Source organism: Synechococcus sp. WH 8016, assembly GCF_000230675.1.
Taxonomy (GTDB): domain Bacteria; phylum Cyanobacteriota; class Cyanobacteriia; order PCC-6307; family Cyanobiaceae; genus Synechococcus_C.
The window spans coordinates 163,036-187,481 of record NZ_AGIK01000003.1 but is presented as its reverse complement, the minus strand read 5'-3'; the positions used below and the strand labels follow the sequence as shown (position 1 = coordinate 187,481).

The window sequence follows — 24,446 nt, the reverse complement described above, 5'->3', positions numbered from 1 at the left end:
CTCCGTCTCAGGAGACAACATGAGCAGCGACATTTCCAACATTCACGGTCAAGGAGCTGTCACTCCCACGGCATCAGGCGAGTCTCTTCAGTTGCCTGATCTGCCCGAGTGCTTGCAAGCAGCATTAGGCAGGGGTCATACCCTTGTCATTGAGGGCACCAATGTGGTGCGTGTTCCTTTTGGAGTCCGTCGTTCCCGCCGAGTTCGCCCAGAGCGTCCAGAACGTTGGGCAACGTTGGTGTTGCCCTTGCAGCCCAATGGATCACCCACGCCTCCGCAAGCGGCTTAAACAGTTATTGAACGAAGCAACTTCCTAAGCAACTTCTATTAAGTTCGATCCTGCTTCGAGCTTCCAATCGACAAGAGATTTTGCATCCTCAAGCGAACAGATACCTGTCCTAAACGGAAGAAGTCGCATCGGGCTTCGTTCTGGTCGAACCAACCAACTTTTATTCGGTTGTTGCATTAAAAGGAATCCGCGGTAGCGCACTGCGAATTGTGGTTCGCCAAGAAATCCCATGGAAGCTGGGGTTGTTGGGTGATAACGAAACCATTTCAAGGCAAAAAAATAAAATTAAGCGCTAGCAGCTGATTCTCTTTAGATTTCTTTTTTCAATTGTCAGTATTTGACTGTTTTCGGCTAATTGGGTCAGCCTCTGGCCTGCCAAGACGTGTCCTGAGAGTCGTTTTGATGGCATTGATACAACAAGTGTCTTGGGTTTGGTGTACCCGTAAGTGATCTATTAGCTCAGCCCAAATAGGAGTAAGTCGGTTTGATTGTCTGAGGAATGGATTTGGTTGATGCCTGCTTGCGCTGGATCAAATCCAAGCCCATCGCCTCGGCCAAGGTTTGATAGGGATGCAGCGTTTGCTCCGGAGATCGAGATCGCCCCATTGATCATCTGAAGCCAGGCCTGGGGATAGGCGAGGTCTGGCAGTTGCATGCTTTTGCCTTGGGCAAGACGTAGGCGCCAGAGCTGAATCGGGCGCGCAATCGCCATGGCTTCTCGGTTGTGGGGATCCAGCACTGGGACCCATGTTTGATCGGTCAGGGCAATCCTGCGTTGCTCATAGGCAGGCGCGAGTCCTTGCTGGCTGGGTTCGATCCAGATCTGCAGCAACCGGCAGCTTTGTTCGCTTTCATTGATTTCGCTGTGCCTGATTCCAGTTCCGGCGCTCATCCGCTGCACATCTCCAGCTTGAATGACGCCGCTGTTTCCGGCTGAATCCTGATGTTGGAGCTCGCCTTCGATCATCACCGTGATGATCTCCATGTCGCGATGGGGATGCATGCCAAACCCCCGACCTGCAGAAATCGTGTCGTCATTGATGACGCGTAGAGGCCCGAATCCCATCCAGTCGGGATCGTGATGATCAGCAAAGGAAAAGCTATGCCATGAATCGAGCCAGTCCAAAACACTGTGAAAGCGTTCTTGGGCCGGACGGAACACCAGGGCTGGATGGTTTGTGATCTTGGGCGGAATCATTGAATCGGTTGCTTTTGTCCCAGGCGTTGCAGCAGGTCCTGGATGCTGTCGTCCTTGGCTGGTTTGGAGTGATTGCTGAGCAATTGACGACCGACAACTTCGGCCCCGAGGTGCGTGAGCTGGATGCGAAGAGACAGCAGCAGTTCCATGCCCCCGCCTCCTGAGAACGTGGCGATGGCGATCGGCCGACCGTTGAAGAGTGCCCGAAAATCGTCACCTTGAACCGACAGCCAGGCAATGGCATTGGTGAGGCAGGGGGGAATCGAGCCGTTGTATTCCGGTGCGCAAATCACCCAACGGGGAGAGGCCGTCAGCAGTGCCTCAAGGGGGGGAACCGCCTCCGGCGTGGCTTTGGATTGCGCCCTGGGGGTGAATAAGGGCAGGTCGATCGTCGTGAGATCAAGCAGGTCGGCTGATTGGCCCAGGGTTCCTGCTGTCTCTACGAAACGTTGCGCCAGCTTGAGGTTTTCGCCGTTGCTGGCGGTGATCACCAAAACATCGCTCGTGTTTGGTTTGTTCATGCCCAGAATTTCCACCATTCACGCTGCATCTTGCCTGCTACCTCTTCTTTGAAATCATGGCGGCCCTCGTAGAGCGGTCCCTGAGCTTGAGGGTTGGCCAGTGCTGGATGATCTGCACGCCTGAGGCGAGCGTCAGGCGGCCTTTAATTCCGCTTCCCGGTAGGGAACGAAGCTGGCTTTGCGCACTCCGCAAATGGGGCAGGACCAATCATCTGGAATCGCTTCGAAGGGTGTGCCGGGCGCAATTCCGGAGTCGGGATCGCCCTCTGCGGGGTCGTAAATCATCGAGCACACCTTGCAGATCCATTTGCCTGGTACGGGTTCATCGGCCTGTCCCGCCGAGCCCTTGCCTTGAAGGGCTTCAAGGGCAACGCCATACGACTCGGCATGGTGTTGTTCGATGGGAGTGAGCAGCCCGAAGTTCTTGGCCGCTGTTTTAAAGATGCCTGCGTGTTCTTTGGATTCGCTGGTTTGTTCGACGAATTCAGCCGCGGCCCCATGATCGCGATCGTTGCGGGCTTGCGCAGCAAACTCCGGATACATCGTGGTGTATTCGTAGGTCTCGCCTTCGATGGCAAGCTCAAGACAGCGAGTTAGCAACGCTTGTTTGTCGTCGTCGCTAAGCGCATCGGGGTCGTCAAAGACGAGTTCCGGATGCAGCAGGCGGAAGTGAGCAAACGCGTGTTCTGTTTCTTGGGCGGCGGTGTCGCGGAAAAGCTTGGCGAGATCGCTGCGGCCGAGCTTCTTGGCGACATCAGCAAAAAACAAATACTTGCGATTGGCCATGCTTTCGCCGCCAAAGGCTGCTTCCAGGTTGGCCTGGGTGGAAGGCTTGGAGAGATCCATCAGTTCATCGGTCGATCCCTGGATACTAGCGCTATCTCATACTCGCTATGAGTTAGCGCTAGTGGTTGGGGCTAGTAATTAGCACCACTGCGTCGCTGATGCACCGCGGTGGTGCTATCGGAATCGACCACACCGCCATGGGAGACCTCGGCGTAAATCAGCCAGTGATCCCCGCATTCCATGCGTTGCTTCACTGTGGCCTCCATCCACGCTAAGGCGTCTGGCAGCAAGGGTTGTTCACTTGGGCTGGCCTTCAGTTCTAAGCCGGCAAAGCGATCGGCTCCAGGTTCAAACGGTTGCAGGAATTGCTTCATGGGCCCGCTCTCGCGCCCTTCAGCGAGCACGTTCAGAGCAAAGCAATCGCCGATATGCAGGAGGGCCTCAACCGCTCGATCCTTCGCCACTGCCACGGTGAATCCCGGTGGCGTGAAGCTGGCTTGGGTGACCCAGCTCGCAATCATGGCCCCGGAGAGTTCACCCTTTCGCGCGGTGAGAACGCAGAGAGAGCCCACGACGCGACCTAGGGCCAGAACGGCAGGGTCACTGCGGCTTTCGCTCAGCCCGCCTCCGCTGCGGCGTTGCTGTTTGCGCTGCTCTCGATGCAACTCGCGACCGAACCGGGTGCCGGTTTCTTCGAGGGTTCGAATCATCGCTGCGTCGGGGCTGAACTTCACCCGGATCGGGTCGAACGCAAAGTGAAATCCTCCGTCGCGAAGCTTGTTTTCGAGGAGGTCGATCGCTTCACCGCTCCAGCCAAAGCTGCCAAACACCCCCACGGGTTTACTGCGATCTCCTTCGGCAAGGAGCGTTCCCAAGGCGGAGACGATCGGGGTTGGCGCATGGCCGCCGAGCGTTGGTGAGCCGATCAAAATGCCATCGGCTTGTTTGATCGTGTTGATCAGCTCGTCGGGAGGGGTGAATTCACAGTTGAGACTGGTGATTCGAATCCCCGTGCGGCCCACACCCTGCGCTAGGGCATCCGCAATGGCAGCGGTGTTTCCGTAAGCACTGGCAAACAGCAATGCAACCGACAAGCTGGCTTGCTGTTGGCTTTCTCCCCAGCGCCGGTAGTCATTGAACAAGCTGCGCCAGCTTGTGTCGATGGCTGGACCGTGGCCCGGTGCCACCGTGGTGATATCGAGCTCTTCGAGGCGTTCCACCAGGGAGTCCACCTGGCCGGCCATCGGTGCCATCAAGCAGTCGTAAAAGTGACGCCGCTCTTCTTCCGTTGCACTGCGACCGGACTCAGCCCACTGATCGGTACAGATGTGCGCCGAAAACAGCTTGCCGCTCATCAACAGTCCGAGGGACTCTTCAAACGCCAACAACCCCCCTGGCCATCGGGGGGTGGGAGCGGGAACGAGCTGCAGCTGATGAAAATGGCTGAGAGGCAGCGTTTGCTCTTGGCGGATCACCTGGATGGCGGGCAGGTCGGGGATGGCTGGCTGGTCGTTCTCCTGCCCCGGGGCGGCAGGTTTGCGTTGTGACCAGAGTTCCCCTAAAAGCTTGGCTCCAGCGTTGGAAGCAATCAGTTCGAGCTCGGGATAAAGGCCCGCCAGATCACGGAGCAGGGCCACCCTGTTGGGGTTGACGTGGCCCACCACCACCTTCAGCGCCTTGGTTTGGGCGGGAAGCCGATCGGCAAGAGCCAGAAGGAAGGCCTTCCCATAAGCCTTGCCAGGAGGATGCACCAGGAGGGCGGTCTGATGCTGGCCCTCGCCATCCGTGCCCGCATCGAACAAAAAACTATTGGCGGTGCTGCCCCGTTCCAGCGCATATTCCAATTCGAACCGGAGCCGTTGGGGACTCAGCCCCCGCAGGCAGGTGAGTCCTTCATCGATCGGCAATTGGATCACTTGCCGGGTCACGGCCGCAGGGGCCTCGAGGTTGGAGGTTGCCATCAGTAGTGATTTCCTACTTTGCGGTGATGGACGGCGGTGATGGCATTGGCATCAGCCACGTTCCCCTGCTCCACCACGGCATAGATCACCCAGTGATCGGGACCTTCCAGGCGTTGTTCGACGCGACAGCCGAGGTAGGCCAGGGCATCTCCGAGGACGGGGCCGCCCTCAGCCTCCTCCTCCAGCACATTGATGCCTGCGAAACGGTCGGCGCCCGGTGGGAAGCGTTTAAGGAAATGTCTGAGAAGTTGTTGATGGTTGTCCTCTCGGAGAATATTCAGCACAAATTGATCCCCCACCTGCATGAGAGCCTCGATCGCCCTGTCTTTGGCCACGGCCACGGTGATGCCTGGTGGGGTGAAGCTGGCCTGACTCACCCAACTCGCCACCATCGCGCTTCGGCGCAAGCTGTCACCGTCGCCCTGGCTGGCCGTGACCACATAAAGCCCTCCGCTGAGACGGCCTAGGGCTTTATCGAGATCCCCGTCCAAACTTTTCATGGCTGCGATCGTTTTGTCGCGCGTCAACAGCTGGCCGAGGTCAGTGCCTGATTCTTCGCAGCGCTGGTAGTCACCACCTTGTGGAAGCTGGCGAATGCGGAGAGGGGGGAAGGCCTCCTTTTGTCCCTGGCTGCGTAATTGACCGGCCACGGAATCGATGGGCTCGTCATCGCCACCAAAGGCGTCGTAGACCCCTACAAGTTGCTTGCCATGCAAGGCAGCCAACAGCGTTCCAATGCTGCTTTGCAGTTCAGCATCTGCTTGCGCTGGCCAGGTGGGCACCACCACGGCCTTGGCTTCGCTGATCAGGGCTGTGAGCTCTTGGGCATCGGTGGCGCGCAGGTCGACAAGCTGGACCTGAGCCTCGGTCTTGCCGATGCCGTGGGCGATCGCCTGACTGAGGCGATCACAGAAGCCGTATTGACTCAAATAACAAACGGCCGCGTAACTTTCGCCCTTATTACGTTGTCCGCTCCATTCGCGGTAATCGTTGATCCAGTGGCTGAGGTGATGGCGAAGCAAGGGGCCATGACCTACTGCGATGGTGTTGATCTCTGGCAGACCATCCATGCGCTTGAGCGCTTGAAGCACGCTGCGGGCATTGGGCCCCATTAAGCAGTCGTAGTAGAAGCGGAAATCCGGGGCAATGGCGCCAGGATCGCTGTCAAAGACGTCCTCTGAGCAGTAGTGCAGCCCAAAGGCATCGCAGGTGTAGAGAATTCCGCTGCCGTGATCAAACGAAAAAATCGTGTCCGGCCAGTGGAGGTTGGGTGCGCTTAGAAACTCAAAGCGATGTTGAACCCCGCTCTCAGGATTGGTGCCGAGATCGAGCTCTTCTCCGCTTTTCACGGCTCGGGAGCGGAAGGGCCTGTGGACCTGATCTTTGAGGAATTGAATCGCCACCTTGGATCCAACAATTTCGATCTCAGGGTTCAGCTCAATCAGGTCTCCAATCAGCCCTGAGTGGTCTGGCTCGGTATGGCTCACGATCAGGTGATCGATCTGGGTTGGATCGATTTGTTCCTTTAAGAGGGGCAGCCAGGTGTCGCGAAATTTGGCGTGACTCGTATCGATTAAGGCGGTGCGTTCCCCTCGCACCAAAAACGCGTTGTAGGTGGTGCCGTTGCGGAGGCCAAATTCAATATCGAAACGGCTTCGCTCCCAGTCGAGGGAGCGAATCGTGCTGCTGTCAGCAGCAATCACTTCCGATTGAAGGGAGAGCCTCGGACTGGTGCTTGCTGCAGTCACTGATGGCTTCAAGCTGGAGGTGGCCATGGCAGTTACTCGCTGACCTGAACTCTACGGAGAAGATCAGGTCAGCGGCATGGGTGTCATCGCAGCGGCAAGACGCGGTAACCAGTCCACCAGGCCCGGCACGGCGATGATCAAAGCCAAAACCGCCACCTGCAAGCCAACGAAAGGCAACGCCCCCCGATATATATCCCGGGTTCTCACGTCCTGGGGGGCGACGCCCCGGAGATAGAAGAGCGCGAATCCGAAGGGTGGCGTGAGAAAGGACGTTTGCAGATTGGCCCCGATCATCACGCCAAACCAGATCAGAGCATCGGGGCCCAGCAGCTGCCGCGCTGCTGGTAAAAGCAACGGCACTGCAATGAAGGCGATTTCAAAGAAATCGATGAAGAAGCCGAGCAAAAAGATGATCAGCATGCTGAACACCAGGAATCCAACCCGACCTCCCGGGAGGTTGAGGAGCACATCAGCAATGAGTTGATCGCCGCCGACTCCTCGAAAAACAAGGCTGAAGGCGGTGGATCCCAGCAGGATCGCCATCACCATGGCTGTGGTCCTCATCGTGCTTTCGCACACGTTGGAGAGTTGCTTGCGGCTGAAGCCTCCATTGAGAGCGGCCAGAAGGATGGCGCCTACCGCACCAATCACGCCCGCTTCCGTTGGGGTGGCGATGCCGAAAAAGATGCTCCCCAGCACGATCAGGATTAAGGACAAGGGCGGCAGCATCGATTGCACCAGCTGCAGCGGCTGGGTGGCGCCCAGTTCAGCCTGAGGGAGCTGGGGTGCGAGTTCGGGCTTGATCGCACTGATGATCAGCACATAGATCGCAAACACCGCAGCCATCAGCAGGCCAGGAAGCAAGGCGCCCATGAAGAGGTCTCCAACGGAGATTCCCAACTGATCGCCGAGCACGACCAGCACGATGCTTGGAGGGATGATCTGGCCCAGGGTGCCCGAAGCCACGATCACGCCCGTGGCCAGAGTTTTGTCATAGCCAGCCTTCAACATGGCCGGCAGGGAAATCATGCCCATGGTGGTGACCGTTGCAGCGACCACCCCGGTGGTGGCGGCAAGCAGTGAGCCAACGAGCACGACGGCGAGGGCCAGTCCGCCGCGAACGCGTCCCAGCAGGCGACCCATACTCTCGAGCAAGCGTTCAGCGATGCCTGAACTTTCCAGCATCGATCCCATAAACACGAAGGCCGGGATCGCCAGCAACGTGAAGTTGCCCATGATTCCCAGAATTCGTTGGGGGAGCGCCGTGACGAATTGAGGTTCGATTTCGCCGCTGAGCATCCCGAGCAACGCGAAGATCACGCCGATGCCCCCCAGGCAGAAGGCCACAGGGAATCCACTGAGCAGGGCCAGGATGAGGGCCAGAAACATGCCGGGTGCGAGGACCGCTGAGGGGTCGAAACTCAGCACCCAACCCATGGATTCAATTTCAATCACAGGCCCTTGTCTCCCTGAGCTGGGTGCTGGTCATCGGATGGCTCATCCCCGTGCATCAGCTTCCAGCGCAGCCGCAAGGATTCCGCCACTCCCTGGAGACCCAGCAATAGAAACCCCACTGGGATCAGCGACTTCAGCCAGGTGCGAGGTAACCCACCAGGATCGGGAGACATCTCTCCAATGCTCCAAGCTCGCAGCGCCGGTGCCATCGAGAGGGCCATCACCCCAAAGGCAAATGGCAGCAATAACAGGAGCAAAGAACGGAGTTCTTGACGATCTCGGCGGCGGGCGCTCCAGCGGCTTTGCAGCACATCAACGCGAACGTGGCCGTTTTTTTGCAGCGTCCAGCCCAGTCCGAGCAAGAAAATGAGATCGAATAAATACCACTGGGCTTCGATCAGCCCGTTGCTGCTCAGGTTGACCCCGATCGCTGATCCCACATAGCGGCCCACCACATTCCAGAAGCCGATCGCGAGCATCAGCAAGACCGACCAGCGCGCAACCCAGGCGGCAGCAGCATTGATTCCGTCGAGCATGCGCACCAGACCTGCCAAGCGACCGTTCATCGCTGCTCTCCTGGTTGATCGCCCTCGCTGCTGGCATCAAATTCAGCGAGCGGCAACTCATTGATGGTGTTCCAGCTTCTGGTGTCTCGGCGGAACAGGCGCCAGCGCTCGAGCAGCGCTTTAAACCCTGCATCGGCATCGGCGAGCTCCTGGAAGATCTCTGAGCTAGCGCTACGGGCGGCTTTGAGAATGTCGTCGCTGTAGCGCTCGAGCTTGATGCCTTGGCGGGTGATGCGTTGCAAGGCTTCGCTGTTTCGCCATTCGTAATCGCTCAACATCCCCAAGTTGGCTTCGTAGCAGGCCGTGCTGAACATGGCTTGATACTCCTTGGGGAGGTCGGACCAGGCTTTGCGGTTAACCAGCGCCATCAGCGTTGGACCCGGCTCCCACCAACCGGGGTAGTAATAGTGCTTTGCGGCTTTTGCCAAGCCAAGCTTTTCATCGTCATAGGGGCCGGTGAATTCGGCGGCATCGATCGTGCCCCGCTCGAGAGCCAGGTAAATCTCTCCACCAGGAAGCACCTGGACATTCACGCCCAATTTGGCCATCACCTTTCCCCCTAGCCCGGGGATACGCATCTTCAAGCCCTGGAGAGATGCAAGATTTTGGATCGGTTTTTTAAACCACCCTCCCAGTTGTCCGCCCGTGTTCCCGGCCGGGAAACTGATCGCTCCGAAATCCGCAAACAGGGCATTCATGTCTTCGTTGCCGCCGCCGTAATAAAGCCAGGTGTTTTGCTGTTGGGCAGACAAGCCAAACGGCACGGCGGTTCCAAAGGCAAAGGCTGGGTTTTTGCCGATGTAGTAGTAGCTGGCGGTGTGGCCGCATTCCACGGAACGGGCTTGAACGGCATCCAGCACTTCCAGGCCGGGGACGATTTCGCCCGCAGCAAAAGGTTCAATTCGGAAGGCTCCACCACTCATCGCCTCGACGCGTTGGCAGATGGTGACGGCCCCCCCATAGATGGTGTCGAGGGAGACAGGCCAGCTGGTGGCCATGCGCCAGCGCACTTGAGGGAGGCCGCTTGCGCGCGTCTCTTCCGCTCGGCGGATGGTGCAGGCACTCAAAGCTGCGGCCGCTGCAGCTGCCGTTGCCGCCTGACCACCGCTGCGAAGCAGCTGCCGTCGTTGCATGGCTTGCATCCTCAGGGAGCCCGTCGATTCAGCGACGGCACAGCCATGGATCCTATCGAGCAGTTCTTTTCCCTCTGTTTCGTCTGATTTTTTGTCTGTCAGTGGTCTGCCAGTGGTCTGCAAAAAAGGCCCCTCGCCTTGGCGAGGAGCCCTGTACCTCTTTTCCGTTGAACGCGTGGTCTTCTTCTGGTGGTCACCAGGGTGTTTCAGCTTTCCACCTTCACCGACACGGTGGTGCGGTTGTCGCTTTTTGCGGCCCTGATCTCAAGAATGCCGTCGCGATAGGAGGCTTCTAATTGGTCGCGATCGAGCGGCTTGGCGAAACGAAAACTGCGGCTCCATGTTCCGGTTCTGAACTCACTCAGCAATTGCTGCGCGTCTGCTTCTGCATCTGCGTTTGCGTCTGCATTGTCTTCAGCGTTTGCTTCGGCCGGGGTTGGCTTGGCTGCCGCGGGAATGGTTGGTGGTCGTTCAGCGCTGATCACCAGCGAACGATCCGTGGCTTTGACATCAATGGACTCACGGTCGACGCCTGGTAGTTCCAGCCGCACGGTGTAGCTGGCGTTGGTTTCGATGACCTCAGCAGCAGGAACGCGCTCAGCTTGTGAAACTTGCTGCTCAAGGCGATCCAGTAAATCGAAGGGTGATGTGCGAAGGGTGATCATGGGTAAATCTCAAATTGGCTGTGAATTTCAGGAAGTTTGTGTTTCCCGCAACGCCAATCTGTGCTGAATTGATCTCAGCTGGGAGCGTAAGAACCGTCCGTTTTGGTACGGCCTAGACCACCAGGTTCGGTTGCTGCTACTGAGAAGTCGTGAGAGCCGAACTGTGATGGACCTGGATTCAACCGCCTCTTTCTGAACAAGGAAGGATCTTGCGTGTGAACTCTGGCACTCCTATCGGAAAGAAAGAACATTGAGGCCTTGTTGATTAAACAAGGGAGGCTTTCCGGCTTGCTTGATCATCGAGCGATGAACAGGACGGTCGATGGCGTGGGGCTTGGTAGGAGGATGGCCACCAACCACGCGTCTTTGTATGGCTACCTCCGCCTCCCGTTCGGCAGCCGGTCTAAGGCGGAGTTTGGGGCCGGGGATTTTGATGGCGGGGGCTTGCATTGGCGGGTCTCACTTGATGTCGTCAACCACGGCTGGAGCCCGGTTTGGCTTCGCGTTGTTGGGCCTGATCCTGCTCACCAATTTGGTGAAGTATCCATTCCTGCGGGTGGGCACGCGCTTTACCGCGGTGACTGGATTGACGTTGTTGGAGGGGTTTCAGCGCCGTAATCGCTTCTATCTCCCGCTGTATCTCCTGGTCAGTTTGGTGACTGGAACGCTCACGATTGCGGCAGTCAGCTTTGTGGCTGGGCTCTTGCTGACCAATGTGCCGCTTTTGGCGAATTTCAATACGTTCGGCTTGGCCATCGCCGTGCTGACGGTGAGTGGCTTAATCCTTCTGCTGGGGCACTACCGGGCGCTGGATCGTCTTTCGAAAGTGCTGGTTGTTCTGTTGACCATTCTTTCCGGCGTGGCCGCGGCAACCCTGTTGTTGCGCGGTTCTGTTGGGGATGTGGCAGCCACCTGGGTGGGCACGACTCCCTCTCCCTGGACAGCCGCAAACCTGGCCTTCCTGATCCCCTTGATGGGTTGGATGCCTGGTCCGGTGGAGATGTGTGTTTGGCCGTCGTTGTGGATGTTCTCCCGCGCGCAAGACAGCCAGCATTCGGCGTCGTTGAAGGAGGCTGAATTTGATTTCAACCTTGGCTATGCGGTCACGGTGGTGACGGCCGTCTTCTTTGTGATTTTGGGGGCTTACACGATGTATGGCACCGGTGAGGGAATGTTCGCCGGTAGTGGGGTGTCTTTTGCTCAGAACCTCATCCGTCTCTACACCGAAGCGATGGGTGGCTGGGCTGCTTGGGTGATTGTGCCGGCGGCCTTTGCGGCGATGTTTAGTACCACGCTCACCTGTTTGGATGCGTACCCGCGCAGTATTTCAGCGATCCAAGGGTTGCTGCAGGGCTCCGATCGCGGCGATTTGGCCTCAGCTCCTCAGCAGCGTCGGCTGTCTGTGTGGCTGGTGCTGCATCTCTTCGCTGCTTTGGTGGCCTTGCTGTTTGCCTTCAGTGGGGGGATTGGAGTGAAAGATTTCGTCTTCGGTGCGATGACCGGAAGCTTTTTGACAGCTCCCTTGTTTGCCTGGATGGCGATGGACACGATGAACAGTGACTTGGTGGCTGTAGAGCACCGCGATGGTCCCGCTATGAAAGGGCTCACTTGGTTTGGATTGGCCTTTTTGACAGGCTTCAGCTTGCTGTTTATCGGTTGGTCGGCGTTTGGTTGGGGCGCCTGAACAAGCAGTCACCCTGCTCACTTCAGCCTGCTCATTTCAGTCTGAGCATGTCAGTGGTTACAGCCACCACCAGCTGGAAAAAGCAGCGGCCTGACCGCAGACGTCATTGTTGTCATCCCATAGGGGCCAAATCTGAGCGTTTTGAATCATGAAACGCCGGCCCTCATGATTGATTCGGATTCCGCAATAGCCTCTGAAGCCAGCGCGTTGATGGGCTTGCTGAAGGGCGCTTGCACGCTCGCGTCGCGCACTCTCTTCAGCCGTCAGCCGGGAGGGCATGCCCACCATGGTCTGCCAACGGTGCCCCCAGAGCCGCAGAGCTGTGCTGTTGGCATAGGTCAGCAACGGGTCAGCCCTGTGGTCATGGGCTAGGACGGCCATGGGACTCGCGAACAGCTCTTGCGCTGCTGTGCGCTGGAACTGGACGTCCTGATCACACACCAGGAGATGTTGCGCAAAAGCCCGTTGATAGGAGATCAGCAAGCGCTGGCTTAACGCCTGGGTCTCGGGTCTCAACCAGGGAGCGCTGGTGCTTGGAATCATGACCGTCATGGCCTATTTCCCCGCTGCCATCGCCTCCAACATGGCCTGTTGCGCCATGGCTTGGCCCTGGTCGCGCAGGTGCTGCAAGAAACGGGGGCGGGCCTCCGGGAAGCGGGGCTCTTCTGCCAGAGGCAGTTCTCCCGCCGCGTCCAGTCCCGTGTCCCCTTCCATGGCCGGGGTGATCACCACCAGGTCTCCGTCGAGGCCAGCGTCGTAGCGCCACCAGAGCGTTGGATCCAGAACCGCAGGATGGGGAGGATTGAGTTCGCTGCTGCTCGCCTCGAGCGCAAGCGGTTCTTCCTCTTCGTTGTTGGCGCTCTCAGCAATCGTTTGGAGTGCCTGAAGGCGATGGGCGGCCAGGTCTTCCAGCAGCTTGGCTCGCGTGCGGCCACGCAGCTGAAACAACACAAACGGATCTTCGCTGAACCGTTCACCCATCAAGAAATAAACGGCGCTGATGTGTTTACAAGGGTTCGCTTTATCAGGGCAGCTGCATTCGCTCCGTACTTCCTGAAGCTTGAAGGGGAACAGACGCCGACCACTGGCAGCAAAGGCCCGTTCGATGTCGGCTGGCATGATCCCGGCCAAGAGTTGAGCGGACCAGCGGGCTTTCATCGTGAGCGCTTCGAGCACATAGCGCCAATCCTCATCTTTGAGAACGTCGAGCCAGAGCTTCACCTTGTAGGGATCTTCGTCGGTGCCCTGAACGCGGGCATGCACCCGCCTGCCTTCAAAACGAATGGAGGTCACATGACCTTCACGGGCGTAGGCCCAAGCCCGTTCCAAGCGCTTCTTGAAGCGGTAGGAATTGATCAGCTCCATCCATTGCTCAACCCACCAGGGTTGCTGGGAGAGACCGTCGTCACTCATCGATGTGTTGATGCCGCCTGGTGGGGTGATGCTCATGTTGAGGTGTCCTCCAGGCTCACGAGCTCTTTGAGTTGTCCCATCTCAAGGCCTCCAAGCCAGTCTTCGCCGGAGCCAATGATGTCTTCAGCCAGCCTTGATTTCTCGCGGATCATCCGGTCAATTTTCTCTTCGACGGAGCCGCTGGTAATGAACTTATGCACCATCACCCGGTTCGTTTGTCCGATGCGATACGCACGGTCTGTGGCTTGATTTTCAACGGCGGGGTTCCACCAGCGGTCGATGTGAAAGACGTGGCTGGCGCGTGTGAGGTTGAGGCCGACGCCGCCAGCTTTGAGTGACAGCAGGAAAAGCTGCGGCCCGCGCGGATCCTCCTGGAAGCGATCCACCATGGCTTGCCGCTCCGTTTTGCTGGTGCTGCCGCTGAGGAAGGGCACTTCACTGCGCCAGCGTCGCTGTAAATAATCCTGGAGCAACTTGCCCCATTCCGCGAACTGGGTAAACAGCAAGGCTCGATCCCCTGCTTCAACCACCTCGTCAAGAATTTCTTCGAGGCGCTGGAGCTTCACGGACCGCTTGAGGAAATCCTCGCTGGCGCCCTGTTCCTTGAGGGCAAGGGCCGGGTGGTTACAGATCTGCTTGAGCTTGGTGAGCAGCCCCAACACCTGACCATGACGTTTGCCGCGAGGGGCGCGGGCAATGGCATCCAAGGTGTCTTCAACGGTTTTCGCATACAGCGACTTCTGCTCTTTGCTCAGACCCACCCATTCGCTCAATTCCACCTTCTCGGGCAGATCCGAGATGATCGCTTTGTCGGTTTTCAGGCGTCTGAGGATGAACGGTCCCACCCGGGCTTTGAGGTCGCGCAGCGATGACAGGTCTCCGTAACGCTCAATCGGCATGCGGTAGCGATGTCGGAAGAATTCCTCTTCTCCCAGCACCCGTGGGTTGAGAAAGTCCATCAGGGCCCAGAGCTCACTGACCCGGTTTTCGACAGGTGTACCGGTGAGAGCGATCCGAAAACGGCTGTTCTTTTTCGGACGGGCCAGGTCACGGGCGGCTTGGCTTTGTTTCGCGGATGGGTTCTTAATCGCCTGCGCTTCATCGATGACGAGACCCTGCCAATCGTGGCTTTCCAGCAGTTCGCTGTCGCGTTGCAACAGGCCGTAGCTGGTGAGCACGAGATCCACATCATTCAGCGCCTTCTTCAGGGCTGCTGGGGTGCTGGGGCGTTTTGGACCGTAGTGCTCATGCACCTTGAGCTCGGGGGTGAACGCTGTTGCCTCACGCTTCCAGTTGGTGAGCACGGATGTGGGTGCAATCAAAAGCACCGATCGCTTGAGCTCGTTTTCTGCCTTGAGGTGTTGCAGAAAGGCCAGCAGTTGGATGGTTTTGCCGAGGCCCATGTCATCGGCCAAGCAGGCGCCTTGGTCGAAACGATGCAGGAAGGCAAGCCAGCCGAGCCCTCGTTCTTGGTAGGGCCTGAGTTGACCTGAAAATCCTTCGGGGGCGGGGAGGGGGTCTGGCGCTTTTTGCTGGTGGTATTGCTCCAGCACGGCTTGCAGCCGCGGACCGGCATCAAATTGATGCACCGGCAGGCGCATCATCGTGTCGCCCTCGGTGGCGGTGAGCCGAAGCGCGTCGTCGAGGCTTAGGTCTGGATTGGCGGCGCAGAAGCGCTCAGCATTTTTGAGGTCATTGGGGCGTAGTTCGATCCAAGCCCCTTTGTGACGCACCAGAGGGCTGCGCTTTCCCGCCAGTCGCTCAAGCTCGCGCAAGGTCAGCGTCACCCCGCCGATCATCAGCTCCCAACTCCAGTCGAGATTTTCACCGAGCGTGAAGCCTCGCGAGCGCTCCGAGAGCTCTGCCTGGATGGCGAGGCCAAGCCGGCTGGCCAACCCTCCCGAGAGGCTTGGTGGTAGGTCAACGCCAACACCCACATCCCGCAGTTGTCTGGCTGCTGTGCGCACCAAAACAAACGCTTCAGCGGGTGTGAGCTGCATGCTCTCTGGTGTGGCGCTATCCAATCCGCGCTCAATCGGCTGGAACACGGTCAGTGCTCGGCCCATGCCCTCGAGCAAGACTTCGCTGGGGTGATCCACCTTGACTTCCCCAAGCTGTAGACCGCTGGGGCCTGCCGCCCAGGCCGCCCCCGCGGGCAGCTTGAGGGTTGGGTCAGCTTCCGCTTGCAGAAAGAAGCGCAGTGGCCAGAGCTCCTCATCGTCCGCTGGTGTTGCTAGTTCCAAGCAGGCACGGGCTGCTGCCACATTTCCAGCCACCCCTTCACGCCAATGATTGCTGGCGGTGGCTAAGCGTTCGGTCTCCTCATCATTGAGTTGAATCACCCCCGTCTCTGAGCTCAAGGCCTCCTCCCAGGCGCGGAGCAGGGGATCCAATCCGTCATGGTCAGGGGTGAAGCCTTTGCGCAGTTGCGCGTCCATCAGGTCGGCCAACAGCGTGGCAACCCGGAGTCGTCCGCTGCGCGGCCGGCAGCAAGCCACTGGATTCGCGGCGCGCATGGCTTCTGGTCTGAGCCTGGTGATTCGGTTGCTGCGTTTGCCGGTGGGTTCTCGCCAAGGCAAGGCACAGGTGGCAACGAGAGGGAGTCCTGAGGCCAGGTCCTCAAGACGGCGCCGGTCCTCTTCCCGGTTCAGGAGTGGCACCCAGCGGGCGCGATGGGGATAGCCCTCGCCCTTGCTCAGCTCCACCTGCGGCAGCCAGCGGCTGCGGGCGACGAGGCTGAGGGACCAACGCTGCATGTGACTCCACCAGCGCAACTCATCAGCCAGATCCGGATGTCGTCCGGAAAGAGGAAGACTGGAGAGCCAGGCGGTGGCGGCCATCGGCTCAATCGCCAGGCCCTGCACCTGCCAAGGCCACCACTCTGTTTGTTTGGGGATGGGTTCTCCAGCTTGCAAGGGGAGGCCTGTCCAGCCCGGTTCTTCAGTGCTGCTGGTCTCTGTTCCGCGCTTCTTTCGGGGCTTCACGCTGCGGCTCGGCAGGGTGAGACACGCCGTGGCATCAATGATGCCGTCGGGCAAGAGATCCCGTTCCGTTAGCAAGGCACGGAGATCGTCTGGGCTGAGGGTGAAGGGATGAAGCGCAGGGGTCGTCGTTGGGCCAGCAGGCTCGGCAACGCGCCAGGTGTCAGCCCACACCAAAAGGGCAGCTCGTCCAGAGCTGCTAGGAGTACGAATGGCCGGAAGCCAGGTGGCGTGCAGCAGGCTCATGGCCGCGACGCAGAAAACATGCGTTGGGTTCCGTAAAGCACGAGTGCGCTGCCGACCAACGGCAACCACCCAATGAGGAGATCCAATACCAATATTGCCAGGGCATCGGCCCCTGCCAAGGGGGAAGGTAACGACATTCCCAGGCTTCGTAACCCACAGACCGCTCCAACGAGCCCGGCCCGTAAGTGGGAGTCGTTGGAGTCAACGCGTTCTAGGTGGAAGGCCAGAAGGCCATAAAACAATCCGCAGCCAGCGGATCGCACGGCCATTTCAAGTCCAAATGGAAGGCTAAAAAGCCCGGCCGTTAGCCCAGCAAGGCAGGCCCAGCCCAGGGAGAGGCGGCGCAGTCGGTCGCGGCTGTCGGTGGAAGGAGACGGTGCGACGACGGGGCGCGGCGGCTCAGGGGCGATCATGACCGTTCTATCTGCTGTTTACGCGGAATCCGCCATGGCTGTTGCACGTTCGTCGCGATCCGCTGCTGCCACCCCCCGCACTGGTGCTGAGATTCGGGCGGCATTCCTGAGTTTCTACGAGGCGCGGGGCCACAAGGTGATGGCAAGTGCCTCCTTGATTCCTGAGGATCCAACGGTGTTGCTCACCATTGCGGGGATGTTGCCGTTTAAGCCGGTCTTCCTTGGGCAGCAGAAGCGACCAGCTCCGCGAGCCACCAGTAGCCAAAAGTGCATTCGCACCAACGACATCGAGAACGTGGGCCGTACGGCGCGGCATCACACGTTTTTTGAGATGCTCGGCAACTTTTCGTTTGGCGATTACTTCAAGCAGCAGGCGATTGAGTGGGCCTGGGAGCTGAGTACGGATGTCTTTGGTATCGATCCGAAGCATTTGGTGGTGAGTGTCTTCCGTGAAGACGATGAGGCGGAACAGATTTGGCGCGATGTGGTGGGGGTGAACCCCAAGCGGATCATCCGCATGGATGAAGCCGACAACTTTTGGGCCTCTGGCCCGACCGGGCCCTGTGGCCCTTGCTCGGAGATTTACTACGACTTCAAGCCCGAACTTGGTGACGAAGGAATCGATCTCGAGGACGACGACCGCTTCATCGAGTTCTACAACTTGGTGTTCATGCAATACAACCGCGACGTTGAGGGCACCCTCACGCCGCTTGCGAACAGGAACATCGACACGGGTCTGGGCCTGGAGCGGATGGCTCAGATCCTGCAGAAGGTGCCCAATAACTACGAAACCGATCTGATCTTTCCGTTGATCCAGGCTGCGGCCGATCTGGCGGAGGTCGACTACCACCAGCTCGACGACAAGGGAAAAACGTCGCTCAAGGTGATCGGAGATCACAGCCGGGCGATCACGCAGCTGATTTGTGATGGCGTCACGGCCAGCAACCTGGGCCGCGGCTATATCTTGCGCCGTCTCTTGCGCCGGGTGGTGCGACACGGCCGTTTGCTGGGTATTCACAAGCCTTTTCTTGTCACGATGGGAGAAGCTTCGATCGCCCTTCTCCAGGACGCCCACCCCTCGGTGCTTGAGCGCCAGGAGGTGATCTTGTCCGAGCTTCAGAGGGAGGAGTCGCGCTTTTTGGAAACCCTGGAGCGTGGGGAGAAGTTGTTGGCAGATGTTCTGGAGAGCAAGCCCAAACAGATCAGTGGTGCCCAAGCATTTGAGCTCTACGACACCTATGGCTTCCCTCTGGAGCTCACCCAGGAAATTGCCGAAGAGCAAGGCCTCGATGTGGATCTGGCTGGATTCGAGCAGGCGATGGAGCAACAGCGTCAGCGGGCGAAGGCCGCGGCGGTCAGTATCGATCTCACGCTCCAGGATGCGATCGATCAAGTGGCGGCTGATCTCAATGCCACAGCATTTGAGGGATATGAACTGCTAACGCCGAGCAACAGCAGCGTGCAGGCCTTATTGGTTAATGGCGAAGCCGCTACATCCGCCTCGGATGGTGATGCGGTGCAGGTGGTGTTGGACCGCACCCCTTTTTATGGCGAGGGCGGTGGTCAGGTGGGTGATCGCGGTCTTCTCGTTGGCGATGGAGCTGATGGCAACGGTTTGATCGTTGTGATTGATGGTGTTAGTCGCAATCGCGGGGTGTTCGTCCATAGCGGCACGGTTCAGCGTGGACGTCTCGAGGTTGGTGATCTGGTGCATGGTCAAGTGGACCGCGCTTGCCGACGTCGCGCTCAAGCGAATCACACGGCGACACATCTGCTGCAAGCAGCCTTGAAGCAGGTGGTGGATCCGGGCATTGGGCAGGCCGGATCGCTCGTTGATTTTGAGCGACTGCGTTTTGACTTCCACTGCTCAAGGGCCGTGAAACCTGGTGAACTTGAGCAGATCGAGACCTTGATCAATGGCTGGATCTGCGATGCGCACGGTCTTGAAGTCAATGAGATGGCCATTGATGAAGCGAAGGCGGCTGGTGCCGTGGCGATGTTTGGCGAAAAATATGCCGATGTGGTTCGCGTGGTTGATGTTCCCGGCGTGTCGATGGAGCTTTGTGGTGGCACCCATGTGAGCAACACGGCCGAGATTGGTTTGTTCAAGATCGTGAGTGAGAGTGGTGTTGCGGCTGGGATCCGCAGAATTGAAGCGGTGGCGGGTGCTTCTGTGCTGGCTTATCTCAATGAGCGTGAGGCCGTGGTGAAGCAGCTTGGTGATCGCTTTAAGGCACAACCTGGCGAGATCGTTGAGCGCGTGTCGGCATTGCAGGAGGAGCTGAAGAGCAGCCAAAAGTCGTTGACCGCGGCCCGGGCTGAATTAGCTGTCGCGAAGTCGGCGGCCATGGCTACCCAAGCTGTAGCGGTTGGTGACTATCAGCTGTTGGTGGCTCGCCTTGATGGTGTGGATGGTGATGGATTGCAAGGCGCCGCTTTGGGATTGCTCGACCAGTTGGGCGATGCCTCGGCTGTTGTGCTGGGAGGTTTGCCTGACCCGAGTGACCAAGGCAAAGTGATTTTGGTGGCAGCTTTTGGCAAAGCCGTCATCGCTAGTGGTCAGCAGGCGGGCAAGTTCATTGGCTCGATTGCCAAGCTTTGCGGTGGTGGCGGAGGTGGCCGCCCGAATCTGGCTCAGGCGGGTGGCCGTAATGGTGGTGCCCTCGATGGAGCCTTAGAGGCGGCTAGTGCGGACTTAAAACAATATTTGGGATGATTTTCTGAGGCTTTCTCTTGAGAATCGTTCAAGGTGCTGTTTGTCGTCAGCGGGATCTCATTGCTTTGCAGGATGGTGAGAGGTGACTTGTCTCGGAATCAATTGAGCAAGTCGAAGAGGATCTATCAGTTGGGCTTATTTGTGGCGTTCAATCATTGACTCCCTAAGGACAGCTTCAACTCGACGCGCCAATCTCTAAGTGGTCGTCCGCCATCTGGATCTCCAGACAAAATCACATCCCCCTCCTCGGGGATTGTTTCGCGGTGATGGGGGATGAAAGCGTAATACTCATCGCTTAGTCTCATCATCTATTCTATCTGTTATGAGAAGTATTGCTCTAATATCCCAATGCTGTCTTCCGTTTAATCAGCCATATCGCAATCATCTACCTGCTGCAATGATCTCTTGCTTCCATGATTTAGAATATGAATTAGTTTTTCTGTATTGTGATCCTGACTTCTTGCGGATTGCCAGTATTTTCACCTAATTCAATTCTGGATGAGTTTAGGCTTTATAGTTGAAACTGTCTGGTTCTCTGTCGTTATTTCTCGTTTCGCAACAGGTTTTGCCTTCACTAGTGATGCATATATCCATCTATTGCGTGCTGTTGTATCTTTCTGGATTTTCTATGGTTGCTTCTTTCAGTGCGAGAAGTTTTAATGAGCGCTTCCCTTCATTCTCTGATGAATACGGAGATCCTTGCTTTGGGGCAAATGCGTACTGGATGTAGATTAATATTTTCAGTGATTCTTTTTCAGCCAGTTGCTGCAGTCCCAATTTAGTAAAGCTTCTAATTGGCTGATTTCATGCAAATAGGTTTTGCGCAGCCTTTGGTGCGCTTTTGTGCTCATCGGTTCCTCGTAATTGCCTGTGTGTATCTCCAGAGGCTTGATATTTTGCGCATGATTCAATCCAAGATGATCCCATATTCTCTTTAGGCATATGTCTGGCGTTAATCTTAGAACTTCATGCCTCAACACAAGAACTTGATCTTTGCCAAAAAAGCGCCATAAGCGCTTTATTTGTGAGCTGTAAAAGCCTCGGTCTGTGTATGAGAACACACGGTGTTGTGTTGGAAGCCCTTCACGGCTGCGTTCCTCTTCGCGTTGTAGCGCTTCTTCAAAGCTCAATGGTTCAGCATTTCGGTTTTTCTCCATTGTCCAGTGTGAATATGCGCGTTCTATTGGATTCCGTAATACAACAATCAGTCGTATTTTTGGGTTGTACGACCAAATACGTTCTGGTGCAGCGTCCCAATACATGCTGATTGGTGTTGCCTCACCCCATTGTTGGTTTGGTAGCGCATTCGCGAACTGTGAGTGAAGCTCATCCCAATTAGCGTTTGGCCACGATTGCGTCTCATCATCAAAGAAATGAAGCTCTTTTTCTTCCGGCAGGAATATTTCTGGGTGTTGGCGCAGATAGGCTGCTAGTGCCGTAGTGCCACTTTTTTGAGCACCGCACACCAGAAAAGCTAGCTTTTTTTCCACGACGTGATTCAAATCCGAACTATCTTAACTGCTTTTCCGGTATATAGCTCTAGTTGATTTATGCTCCTTATGTCTTGGCTGTTTGTTTGGTGTTTGTCACTGGTTGCCACCGCTCAGGAACTTCCTTAGTGGCTTCGCTGATGCATGATCTTGTCGTGGACGAGTCATCCATGGCACGTTCCGGTGATATTGACATACAACTTGATAACCCTATGGGTTTTTTTGAGACTAAGAGGCTTGTAGACACGAACAAAGAAATTTTTGAGCGGCTTGGTGGTAGTTGGGAGTTGCCTCCCTTACTCCCTACGCGATGGGAGCAAAAACCGTTGCTTCATTGGCTGCATCAATTTAGAAGCCGATTTTCTTCTTATGCCCTCTCCACTGCTTGGGTCGATAAGGATCCGCGTTTGTGTTTGACCTATCCCGCCTATCTTCATATTCTTCTCAAGAGAATCCCCCTTGTGGCTGCTTTCAGGCAGCCACTGCAGGTTGCGATGTCTTTGTACACTCGCGATGGATTAAGTATTAATCATGGTTTGGTTCTTTGGATAATTTATAATTTTCATTTGGCAGCTGAACTTTCTAGCGACGATCTTTTTCTGCCTTATGATATTTTGCTGCAAGCTCCTGAAGTTTGTTCCGGCAGCTTAATTCAAAAGAATGTCTATCAATTTCTTGAGCGTTGCTATCATCCAAGGCCTGCTGATCAAGACTGGCAACGGCTGATTGATTCTTCTATAAAGTCTGAGTTGAATCGATCGAACGCTGTCTTGATGTCTGAGTCTCGGCTTCGCGTAAATACATCATTGCTTAATTGCTGCCAGCAGCGCTATGACCGCACCTTGGCAGCAACTGATTGGTTGAACGAATTTGTCAATCAATTCTCTAATCTCCCTCGTCCTGTGTTGGATGAGGTTGTTTACGAACAGATTGTTTTGGAAGCAAAGTCAGTTGAATTTAAGTCTGTGTGCGATCAGCTAGAGATTGATTTGCTGGCTTTGCAAGAGGATTACTCCCTGCTTAACCATAAGTATCTTGATATTCAAGCTTCAACAAGCTGGAGGATGATGGCTCCTGTTCGCTCCTTGATGGATCGTTTTAGGTTCTTGCGATGATTCAGCTTCTGCGCGAGTATCCGCCTGGCCATGGTGGAGTTGAGCGAATTGCTCATAATCTTGCTGTGGCTCGTGGTGGCATTGTTTTTAGTCTTTGTCGTAACCATTCGCTTGGTAGAGACCCTTTACTAATGTCCTATCAACTGGAGCGTCTCGATGGCGTGGACGGCGCAGGCCTGCAGGGGGCGGCGCAGAGCCTGGCTGATCAGTTGGGGGATGGCGCTGCGGTGGTGATCGGTGGACTGCCGGATCCAGCCGATCAGGGCAAGGTGATTCTGGTGGCGGCTTTCGGCAAGCAGGTGATTGCGGCCAAGCTCCAGGCTGGCAAGTTTATCGGTGGGATCGCCAAGCTCTGCGGTGGCGGTGGTGGAGGTCGTCCGAACTTGGCACAGGCGGGTGGACGCGATGGCTCAGCGCTTCAAACAGCGTTGGAGGTAGCTCGGGAGCAGCTTTCTTTGGCGTTAGCTGAAGAGTCTTGATCGATTAAGTGCCTAGAGTCAGGATTACAATTTGAGGGGAAAGCATGGGCGTCCAATTCTTTAAATTTAAATTGTGCGCATAATATTTTTAGTCATTGAAAATGTAAGTTTAAATTGCTCTAGTAAGCAAGCTTTGTTTTGCTAAATCAAGCCCAATCTTCTTCTGTATGATTTTCTGGAAAGAGGCGTGAGTTCTTGATACGTTTCTGGTTTTTAGTCAAAAGCTCTGTGGATGTATCGTCTGTCTATGGAGATTTGAAGTGAGGTTTAGGATCATTTTTGTTGACGAGCGCTTGTGTATCCCGTCATAGTTCATGGATTAGTGCTGGAAGAGAGGCTTGGCTTGTTGCCGAGAACTATTTTTGATTATATGCACTAGTGTTCCCTTCATGCACTAATCAATAGGCACTAGATAAAAAATAATAAATCGGTTTAGATGCTAGGTTTGTCATTGTAGGTTGCGAAGAAGGTTGCAACATCTCCAAGGCTTTTGATTGGGATAATACCCCTTGATTCTAAAGTGAAATTATCATCGAGAAGTTCAGATGTTTGACTTGAGATATGGACTCTTCCAGGGCTGCCGCTTGATTCCATTCGGCTTGCAATGTTGACGCTATTGCCCCAAAGATCATAAGTGAATTTATGTTTGCCGATGACTCCGGCAACAACAGGTCCACTATGAACTCCTATGCGCATTGAAAGATCTGTATTGTTTAATGCGTTGAATTTTTGCATGACGTCCAACATGTGAAGCCCCATTGTGACGACTGCAGTTGCATGGTCTTCCCGAGGATTGGGAAGACCTCCAACAAGCATGTAACAATCGCCAATTGTTTTAATCTTTTCAAGCCCAAGCTGATTTACTTTTTCGTCGAAATCAGAAAAGAGACCATGCAGCATATCAACCAGCTGACTTGCTGTCATGCCTTGTGAAAGCTTGGTGAATCCAACAAGATCCGCGAATAAAATACTTACGCTTGCATGCCGATCTGCACATCGATCCTCTCCGCTCTTTAAGCGATCTGAGATTTGAGCAGGGAGGATATTGAGAAGTAATAACTCGGCCTTTTCTTGCTCTTGAATTAGCTTTATGTGTTGTGATTCGAGTTGCTTGCGCTGACTTATCTCGATGTCCCGCAAACGTTTTTTTTCTAAGGATGAAGCAAGTCTTGCCCTTAATAGAACGTTGCTAAATGGTTTTGGGAGATAATCTTCTGCACCCATTTCGATACAGGCAACAATTTCATCCATTGACTCCCCGCCCGAAATAACAATGACGGGTAAGGATTTAAGCTCTGTATTATTTTGCATTTCCGAGAGAACTGCTAGTCCATTAAGTTTTGGCATCTCCATGTCAAGCAACATGAGGTCGAATGTTTCCGTATTGAGTCGCTCAAGGGCATCAACTCCATCGACGGCTTCTTGAATATTCTTAATGCCTAGCTTTCGGAGTGCTCTGGTTATACCCATTCTAAGCATTTTGCTGTCGTCAACAACTAATATATGCGCATTCATTAGTAGGTTGTATCCAGCTTCGCTGGGCATTAATGAAGGCTTGTTTTGATCAATCATGCGTGCTTAGTGAGT

General features: G+C 55.9%; 22 protein-coding genes and 1 pseudogene. 5 read left to right on the top strand and 18 right to left on the bottom strand.

Going from position 1 to position 24,446, the window contains the following annotated elements; translation table 11 throughout:
- The first annotated feature begins 19 nt into the window (after window positions 1-19).
- On the top strand, window positions 20-289 hold the full coding sequence (locus SYN8016DRAFT_RS09435; RefSeq protein ID WP_006854152.1) for a hypothetical protein: 270 nt from the start codon (window positions 20-22) through the stop codon (window positions 287-289).
- A 24-nt stretch (window positions 290-313) separates the two neighbouring features.
- Here SYN8016DRAFT_RS09435 and SYN8016DRAFT_RS15830 read toward each other — a convergent pair whose 3' ends face one another.
- From SYN8016DRAFT_RS15830 to SYN8016DRAFT_RS15545, 11 genes are all read right to left on the bottom strand, one after another.
- The gene (locus SYN8016DRAFT_RS15830) at window positions 314-520 is read right to left on the bottom strand and encodes a hypothetical protein (protein ID WP_006854151.1); all 207 of its coding nucleotides are present in this window, start codon (window positions 518-520) and stop codon (window positions 314-316) included.
- Between the two features lie 223 nt (window positions 521-743).
- A complete protein-coding gene (locus tag SYN8016DRAFT_RS09430) occupies window positions 744-1,487 on the bottom strand; it encodes a pirin-like bicupin family protein (RefSeq protein ID WP_006854150.1) in 744 nt (247 codons plus the stop codon).
- A complete protein-coding gene (locus SYN8016DRAFT_RS09425) occupies window positions 1,484-2,008 on the bottom strand; it encodes an NADPH-dependent FMN reductase (protein WP_038014361.1) in 525 nt (174 codons plus the stop codon). Before SYN8016DRAFT_RS09425 ends, SYN8016DRAFT_RS09430 begins: the two co-directional genes overlap by 4 nt.
- 132 nt (window positions 2,009-2,140) lie before the next feature.
- Window positions 2,141-2,854 (bottom strand): rubrerythrin family protein, encoded by a 714-nt coding sequence (locus SYN8016DRAFT_RS15995; protein ID WP_006854148.1) that lies wholly within the window; start codon window positions 2,852-2,854, stop codon window positions 2,141-2,143.
- A 71-nt stretch (window positions 2,855-2,925) separates the two neighbouring features.
- Window positions 2,926-4,755, bottom strand: coding sequence for a diflavin flavoprotein (locus SYN8016DRAFT_RS09415; RefSeq protein WP_006854147.1), 1,830 nt, complete (start codon window positions 4,753-4,755; stop codon window positions 2,926-2,928).
- Entirely contained in the window at window positions 4,755-6,530 is a 1,776-nt protein-coding gene (locus SYN8016DRAFT_RS09410; protein ID WP_006854146.1) for a diflavin flavoprotein, read from the bottom strand. Before SYN8016DRAFT_RS09410 ends, SYN8016DRAFT_RS09415 begins: the two co-directional genes overlap by 1 nt.
- Before the next feature lie 36 nt (window positions 6,531-6,566).
- The gene (locus SYN8016DRAFT_RS09405; RefSeq protein ID WP_006854145.1) at window positions 6,567-7,940 is read right to left on the bottom strand and encodes a TRAP transporter large permease subunit; all 1,374 of its coding nucleotides are present in this window, start codon (window positions 7,938-7,940) and stop codon (window positions 6,567-6,569) included.
- A 14-nt stretch (window positions 7,941-7,954) separates the two neighbouring features.
- A complete protein-coding gene (locus tag SYN8016DRAFT_RS09400) occupies window positions 7,955-8,524 on the bottom strand; it encodes a TRAP transporter small permease subunit (RefSeq protein ID WP_006854144.1) in 570 nt (189 codons plus the stop codon).
- Complete coding sequence (locus SYN8016DRAFT_RS09395; protein WP_038014358.1) at window positions 8,521-9,657, bottom strand: TRAP transporter substrate-binding protein; 1,137 nt, start codon at window positions 9,655-9,657, stop codon at window positions 8,521-8,523. The genes SYN8016DRAFT_RS09400 and SYN8016DRAFT_RS09395 overlap by 4 nt, the downstream gene beginning before the upstream one ends.
- 206 nt (window positions 9,658-9,863) lie before the next feature.
- Window positions 9,864-10,322 (bottom strand): Hsp20/alpha crystallin family protein, encoded by a 459-nt coding sequence (locus tag SYN8016DRAFT_RS09390; RefSeq protein WP_006854142.1) that lies wholly within the window; start codon window positions 10,320-10,322, stop codon window positions 9,864-9,866.
- A 231-nt stretch (window positions 10,323-10,553) separates the two neighbouring features.
- Entirely contained in the window at window positions 10,554-10,772 is a 219-nt protein-coding gene (locus SYN8016DRAFT_RS15545) for a hypothetical protein (protein WP_006854141.1), read from the bottom strand.
- Here SYN8016DRAFT_RS15545 and SYN8016DRAFT_RS09385 point away from each other — a divergent pair.
- The gene (locus SYN8016DRAFT_RS09385) at window positions 10,693-12,006 is read left to right on the top strand and encodes an NRAMP family divalent metal transporter (RefSeq protein WP_038014354.1); all 1,314 of its coding nucleotides are present in this window, start codon (window positions 10,693-10,695) and stop codon (window positions 12,004-12,006) included. The genes SYN8016DRAFT_RS15545 and SYN8016DRAFT_RS09385 overlap by 80 nt on opposite strands.
- Window positions 12,007-12,063: 57 nt before the next feature.
- Here the strand turns inward: SYN8016DRAFT_RS09385 and SYN8016DRAFT_RS09380 are convergent, their stop codons facing one another.
- Genes SYN8016DRAFT_RS09380 through SYN8016DRAFT_RS09365 form a run of 4 tightly spaced genes read right to left on the bottom strand, consistent with a single transcriptional unit; the run spans window position 12,064 to window position 17,059 of the window.
- Complete coding sequence (locus SYN8016DRAFT_RS09380) at window positions 12,064-12,558, bottom strand: MEKHLA domain-containing protein (RefSeq protein WP_006854139.1); 495 nt, start codon at window positions 12,556-12,558, stop codon at window positions 12,064-12,066.
- A 3-nt stretch (window positions 12,559-12,561) separates the two neighbouring features.
- Entirely contained in the window at window positions 12,562-13,455 is an 894-nt protein-coding gene (locus SYN8016DRAFT_RS09375; protein WP_006854138.1) for an SWIM zinc finger family protein, read from the bottom strand.
- A complete protein-coding gene (locus tag SYN8016DRAFT_RS09370) occupies window positions 13,452-16,646 on the bottom strand; it encodes a DEAD/DEAH box helicase (RefSeq protein WP_006854137.1) in 3,195 nt (1,064 codons plus the stop codon). Before SYN8016DRAFT_RS09370 ends, SYN8016DRAFT_RS09375 begins: the two co-directional genes overlap by 4 nt.
- On the bottom strand, window positions 16,643-17,059 hold the full coding sequence (locus SYN8016DRAFT_RS09365) for a hypothetical protein (RefSeq protein ID WP_006854136.1): 417 nt from the start codon (window positions 17,057-17,059) through the stop codon (window positions 16,643-16,645). Before SYN8016DRAFT_RS09365 ends, SYN8016DRAFT_RS09370 begins: the two co-directional genes overlap by 4 nt.
- A 34-nt stretch (window positions 17,060-17,093) precedes the next feature.
- Between SYN8016DRAFT_RS09365 and alaS the strand changes: the two genes are divergently transcribed.
- Window positions 17,094-19,775 (top strand): alanine--tRNA ligase, encoded by a 2,682-nt coding sequence (alaS, locus tag SYN8016DRAFT_RS09360; protein ID WP_006854135.1) that lies wholly within the window; start codon window positions 17,094-17,096, stop codon window positions 19,773-19,775.
- 152 nt (window positions 19,776-19,927) lie between these two features.
- Here the strand turns inward: alaS and SYN8016DRAFT_RS15375 are convergent, their stop codons facing one another.
- A complete protein-coding gene (locus SYN8016DRAFT_RS15375; RefSeq protein ID WP_006854134.1) occupies window positions 19,928-20,083 on the bottom strand; it encodes a hypothetical protein in 156 nt (51 codons plus the stop codon).
- A 432-nt stretch (window positions 20,084-20,515) separates the two neighbouring features.
- On the bottom strand, window positions 20,516-21,277 hold the full coding sequence (locus SYN8016DRAFT_RS09355) for a sulfotransferase domain-containing protein (RefSeq protein ID WP_141561464.1): 762 nt from the start codon (window positions 21,275-21,277) through the stop codon (window positions 20,516-20,518).
- Between the two features lie 158 nt (window positions 21,278-21,435).
- Between SYN8016DRAFT_RS09355 and SYN8016DRAFT_RS09350 the strand changes: the two genes are divergently transcribed.
- The gene (locus SYN8016DRAFT_RS09350; protein WP_159098321.1) at window positions 21,436-22,380 is read left to right on the top strand and encodes a hypothetical protein; all 945 of its coding nucleotides are present in this window, start codon (window positions 21,436-21,438) and stop codon (window positions 22,378-22,380) included.
- A gap of 143 nt (window positions 22,381-22,523) precedes the next feature.
- Window positions 22,524-22,859: pseudogene (locus SYN8016DRAFT_RS09345) on the top strand (DHHA1 domain-containing protein); the annotation flags it as partial.
- A gap of 432 nt (window positions 22,860-23,291) precedes the next feature.
- Here the strand turns inward: SYN8016DRAFT_RS09345 and SYN8016DRAFT_RS09340 are convergent.
- Window positions 23,292-24,431 carry an adenylate/guanylate cyclase domain-containing protein gene (locus SYN8016DRAFT_RS09340; RefSeq protein ID WP_006854129.1) on the bottom strand — a complete coding sequence of 380 codons (1,140 nt, stop codon included), beginning with the start codon at window positions 24,429-24,431 and terminating at the stop codon, window positions 23,292-23,294.
- Between the last annotated feature and the right edge of the window lie 15 nt (window positions 24,432-24,446).

What these genes read in the sequence shown, in the direction of transcription:
- SYN8016DRAFT_RS09370 (WP_006854137.1), bottom strand. Translation starts at nt 16,646, where the DNA reads ATGAGCCTGCTGCACGCCACCTGGCTTCCGGCCATTCGTACTCCTAGC.
- SYN8016DRAFT_RS09380 (WP_006854139.1), bottom strand. Translation starts at nt 12,558, where the DNA reads ATGACGGTCATGATTCCAAGCACCAGCGCTCCCTGGTTGAGACCCGAG.
- SYN8016DRAFT_RS15830 (WP_006854151.1), bottom strand. Translation starts at nt 520, where the DNA reads ATGGGATTTCTTGGCGAACCACAATTCGCAGTGCGCTACCGCGGATTC.
- SYN8016DRAFT_RS09415 (WP_006854147.1), bottom strand. Translation starts at nt 4,755, where the DNA reads ATGGCAACCTCCAACCTCGAGGCCCCTGCGGCCGTGACCCGGCAAGTG.
- SYN8016DRAFT_RS09395 (WP_038014358.1), bottom strand. Translation starts at nt 9,657, where the DNA reads ATGCAACGACGGCAGCTGCTTCGCAGCGGTGGTCAGGCGGCAACGGCA.
- SYN8016DRAFT_RS09430 (WP_006854150.1), bottom strand. Translation starts at nt 1,487, where the DNA reads ATGATTCCGCCCAAGATCACAAACCATCCAGCCCTGGTGTTCCGTCCG.
- SYN8016DRAFT_RS09410 (WP_006854146.1), bottom strand. Translation starts at nt 6,530, where the DNA reads ATGGCCACCTCCAGCTTGAAGCCATCAGTGACTGCAGCAAGCACCAGT.
- SYN8016DRAFT_RS09350 (WP_159098321.1), top strand. Translation starts at nt 21,436, where the DNA reads ATGGCACGTTCCGGTGATATTGACATACAACTTGATAACCCTATGGGT.
- SYN8016DRAFT_RS09365 (WP_006854136.1), bottom strand. Translation starts at nt 17,059, where the DNA reads ATGATCGCCCCTGAGCCGCCGCGCCCCGTCGTCGCACCGTCTCCTTCC.
- SYN8016DRAFT_RS15995 (WP_006854148.1), bottom strand. Translation starts at nt 2,854, where the DNA reads ATGGATCTCTCCAAGCCTTCCACCCAGGCCAACCTGGAAGCAGCCTTT.
- SYN8016DRAFT_RS09340 (WP_006854129.1), bottom strand. Translation starts at nt 24,431, where the DNA reads ATGATTGATCAAAACAAGCCTTCATTAATGCCCAGCGAAGCTGGATAC.
- alaS (WP_006854135.1), top strand. Translation starts at nt 17,094, where the DNA reads ATGGCTGTTGCACGTTCGTCGCGATCCGCTGCTGCCACCCCCCGCACT.
- SYN8016DRAFT_RS15375 (WP_006854134.1), bottom strand. Translation starts at nt 20,083, where the DNA reads ATGATGAGACTAAGCGATGAGTATTACGCTTTCATCCCCCATCACCGC.
- SYN8016DRAFT_RS09375 (WP_006854138.1), bottom strand. Translation starts at nt 13,455, where the DNA reads ATGAGCATCACCCCACCAGGCGGCATCAACACATCGATGAGTGACGAC.
- SYN8016DRAFT_RS09400 (WP_006854144.1), bottom strand. Translation starts at nt 8,524, where the DNA reads ATGAACGGTCGCTTGGCAGGTCTGGTGCGCATGCTCGACGGAATCAAT.
- SYN8016DRAFT_RS09405 (WP_006854145.1), bottom strand. Translation starts at nt 7,940, where the DNA reads ATGGGTTGGGTGCTGAGTTTCGACCCCTCAGCGGTCCTCGCACCCGGC.
- SYN8016DRAFT_RS15545 (WP_006854141.1), bottom strand. Translation starts at nt 10,772, where the DNA reads ATGCAAGCCCCCGCCATCAAAATCCCCGGCCCCAAACTCCGCCTTAGA.
- SYN8016DRAFT_RS09390 (WP_006854142.1), bottom strand. Translation starts at nt 10,322, where the DNA reads ATGATCACCCTTCGCACATCACCCTTCGATTTACTGGATCGCCTTGAG.
- SYN8016DRAFT_RS09385 (WP_038014354.1), top strand. Translation starts at nt 10,693, where the DNA reads ATGGCTACCTCCGCCTCCCGTTCGGCAGCCGGTCTAAGGCGGAGTTTG.
- SYN8016DRAFT_RS09435 (WP_006854152.1), top strand. Translation starts at nt 20, where the DNA reads ATGAGCAGCGACATTTCCAACATTCACGGTCAAGGAGCTGTCACTCCC.
- SYN8016DRAFT_RS09425 (WP_038014361.1), bottom strand. Translation starts at nt 2,008, where the DNA reads ATGAACAAACCAAACACGAGCGATGTTTTGGTGATCACCGCCAGCAAC.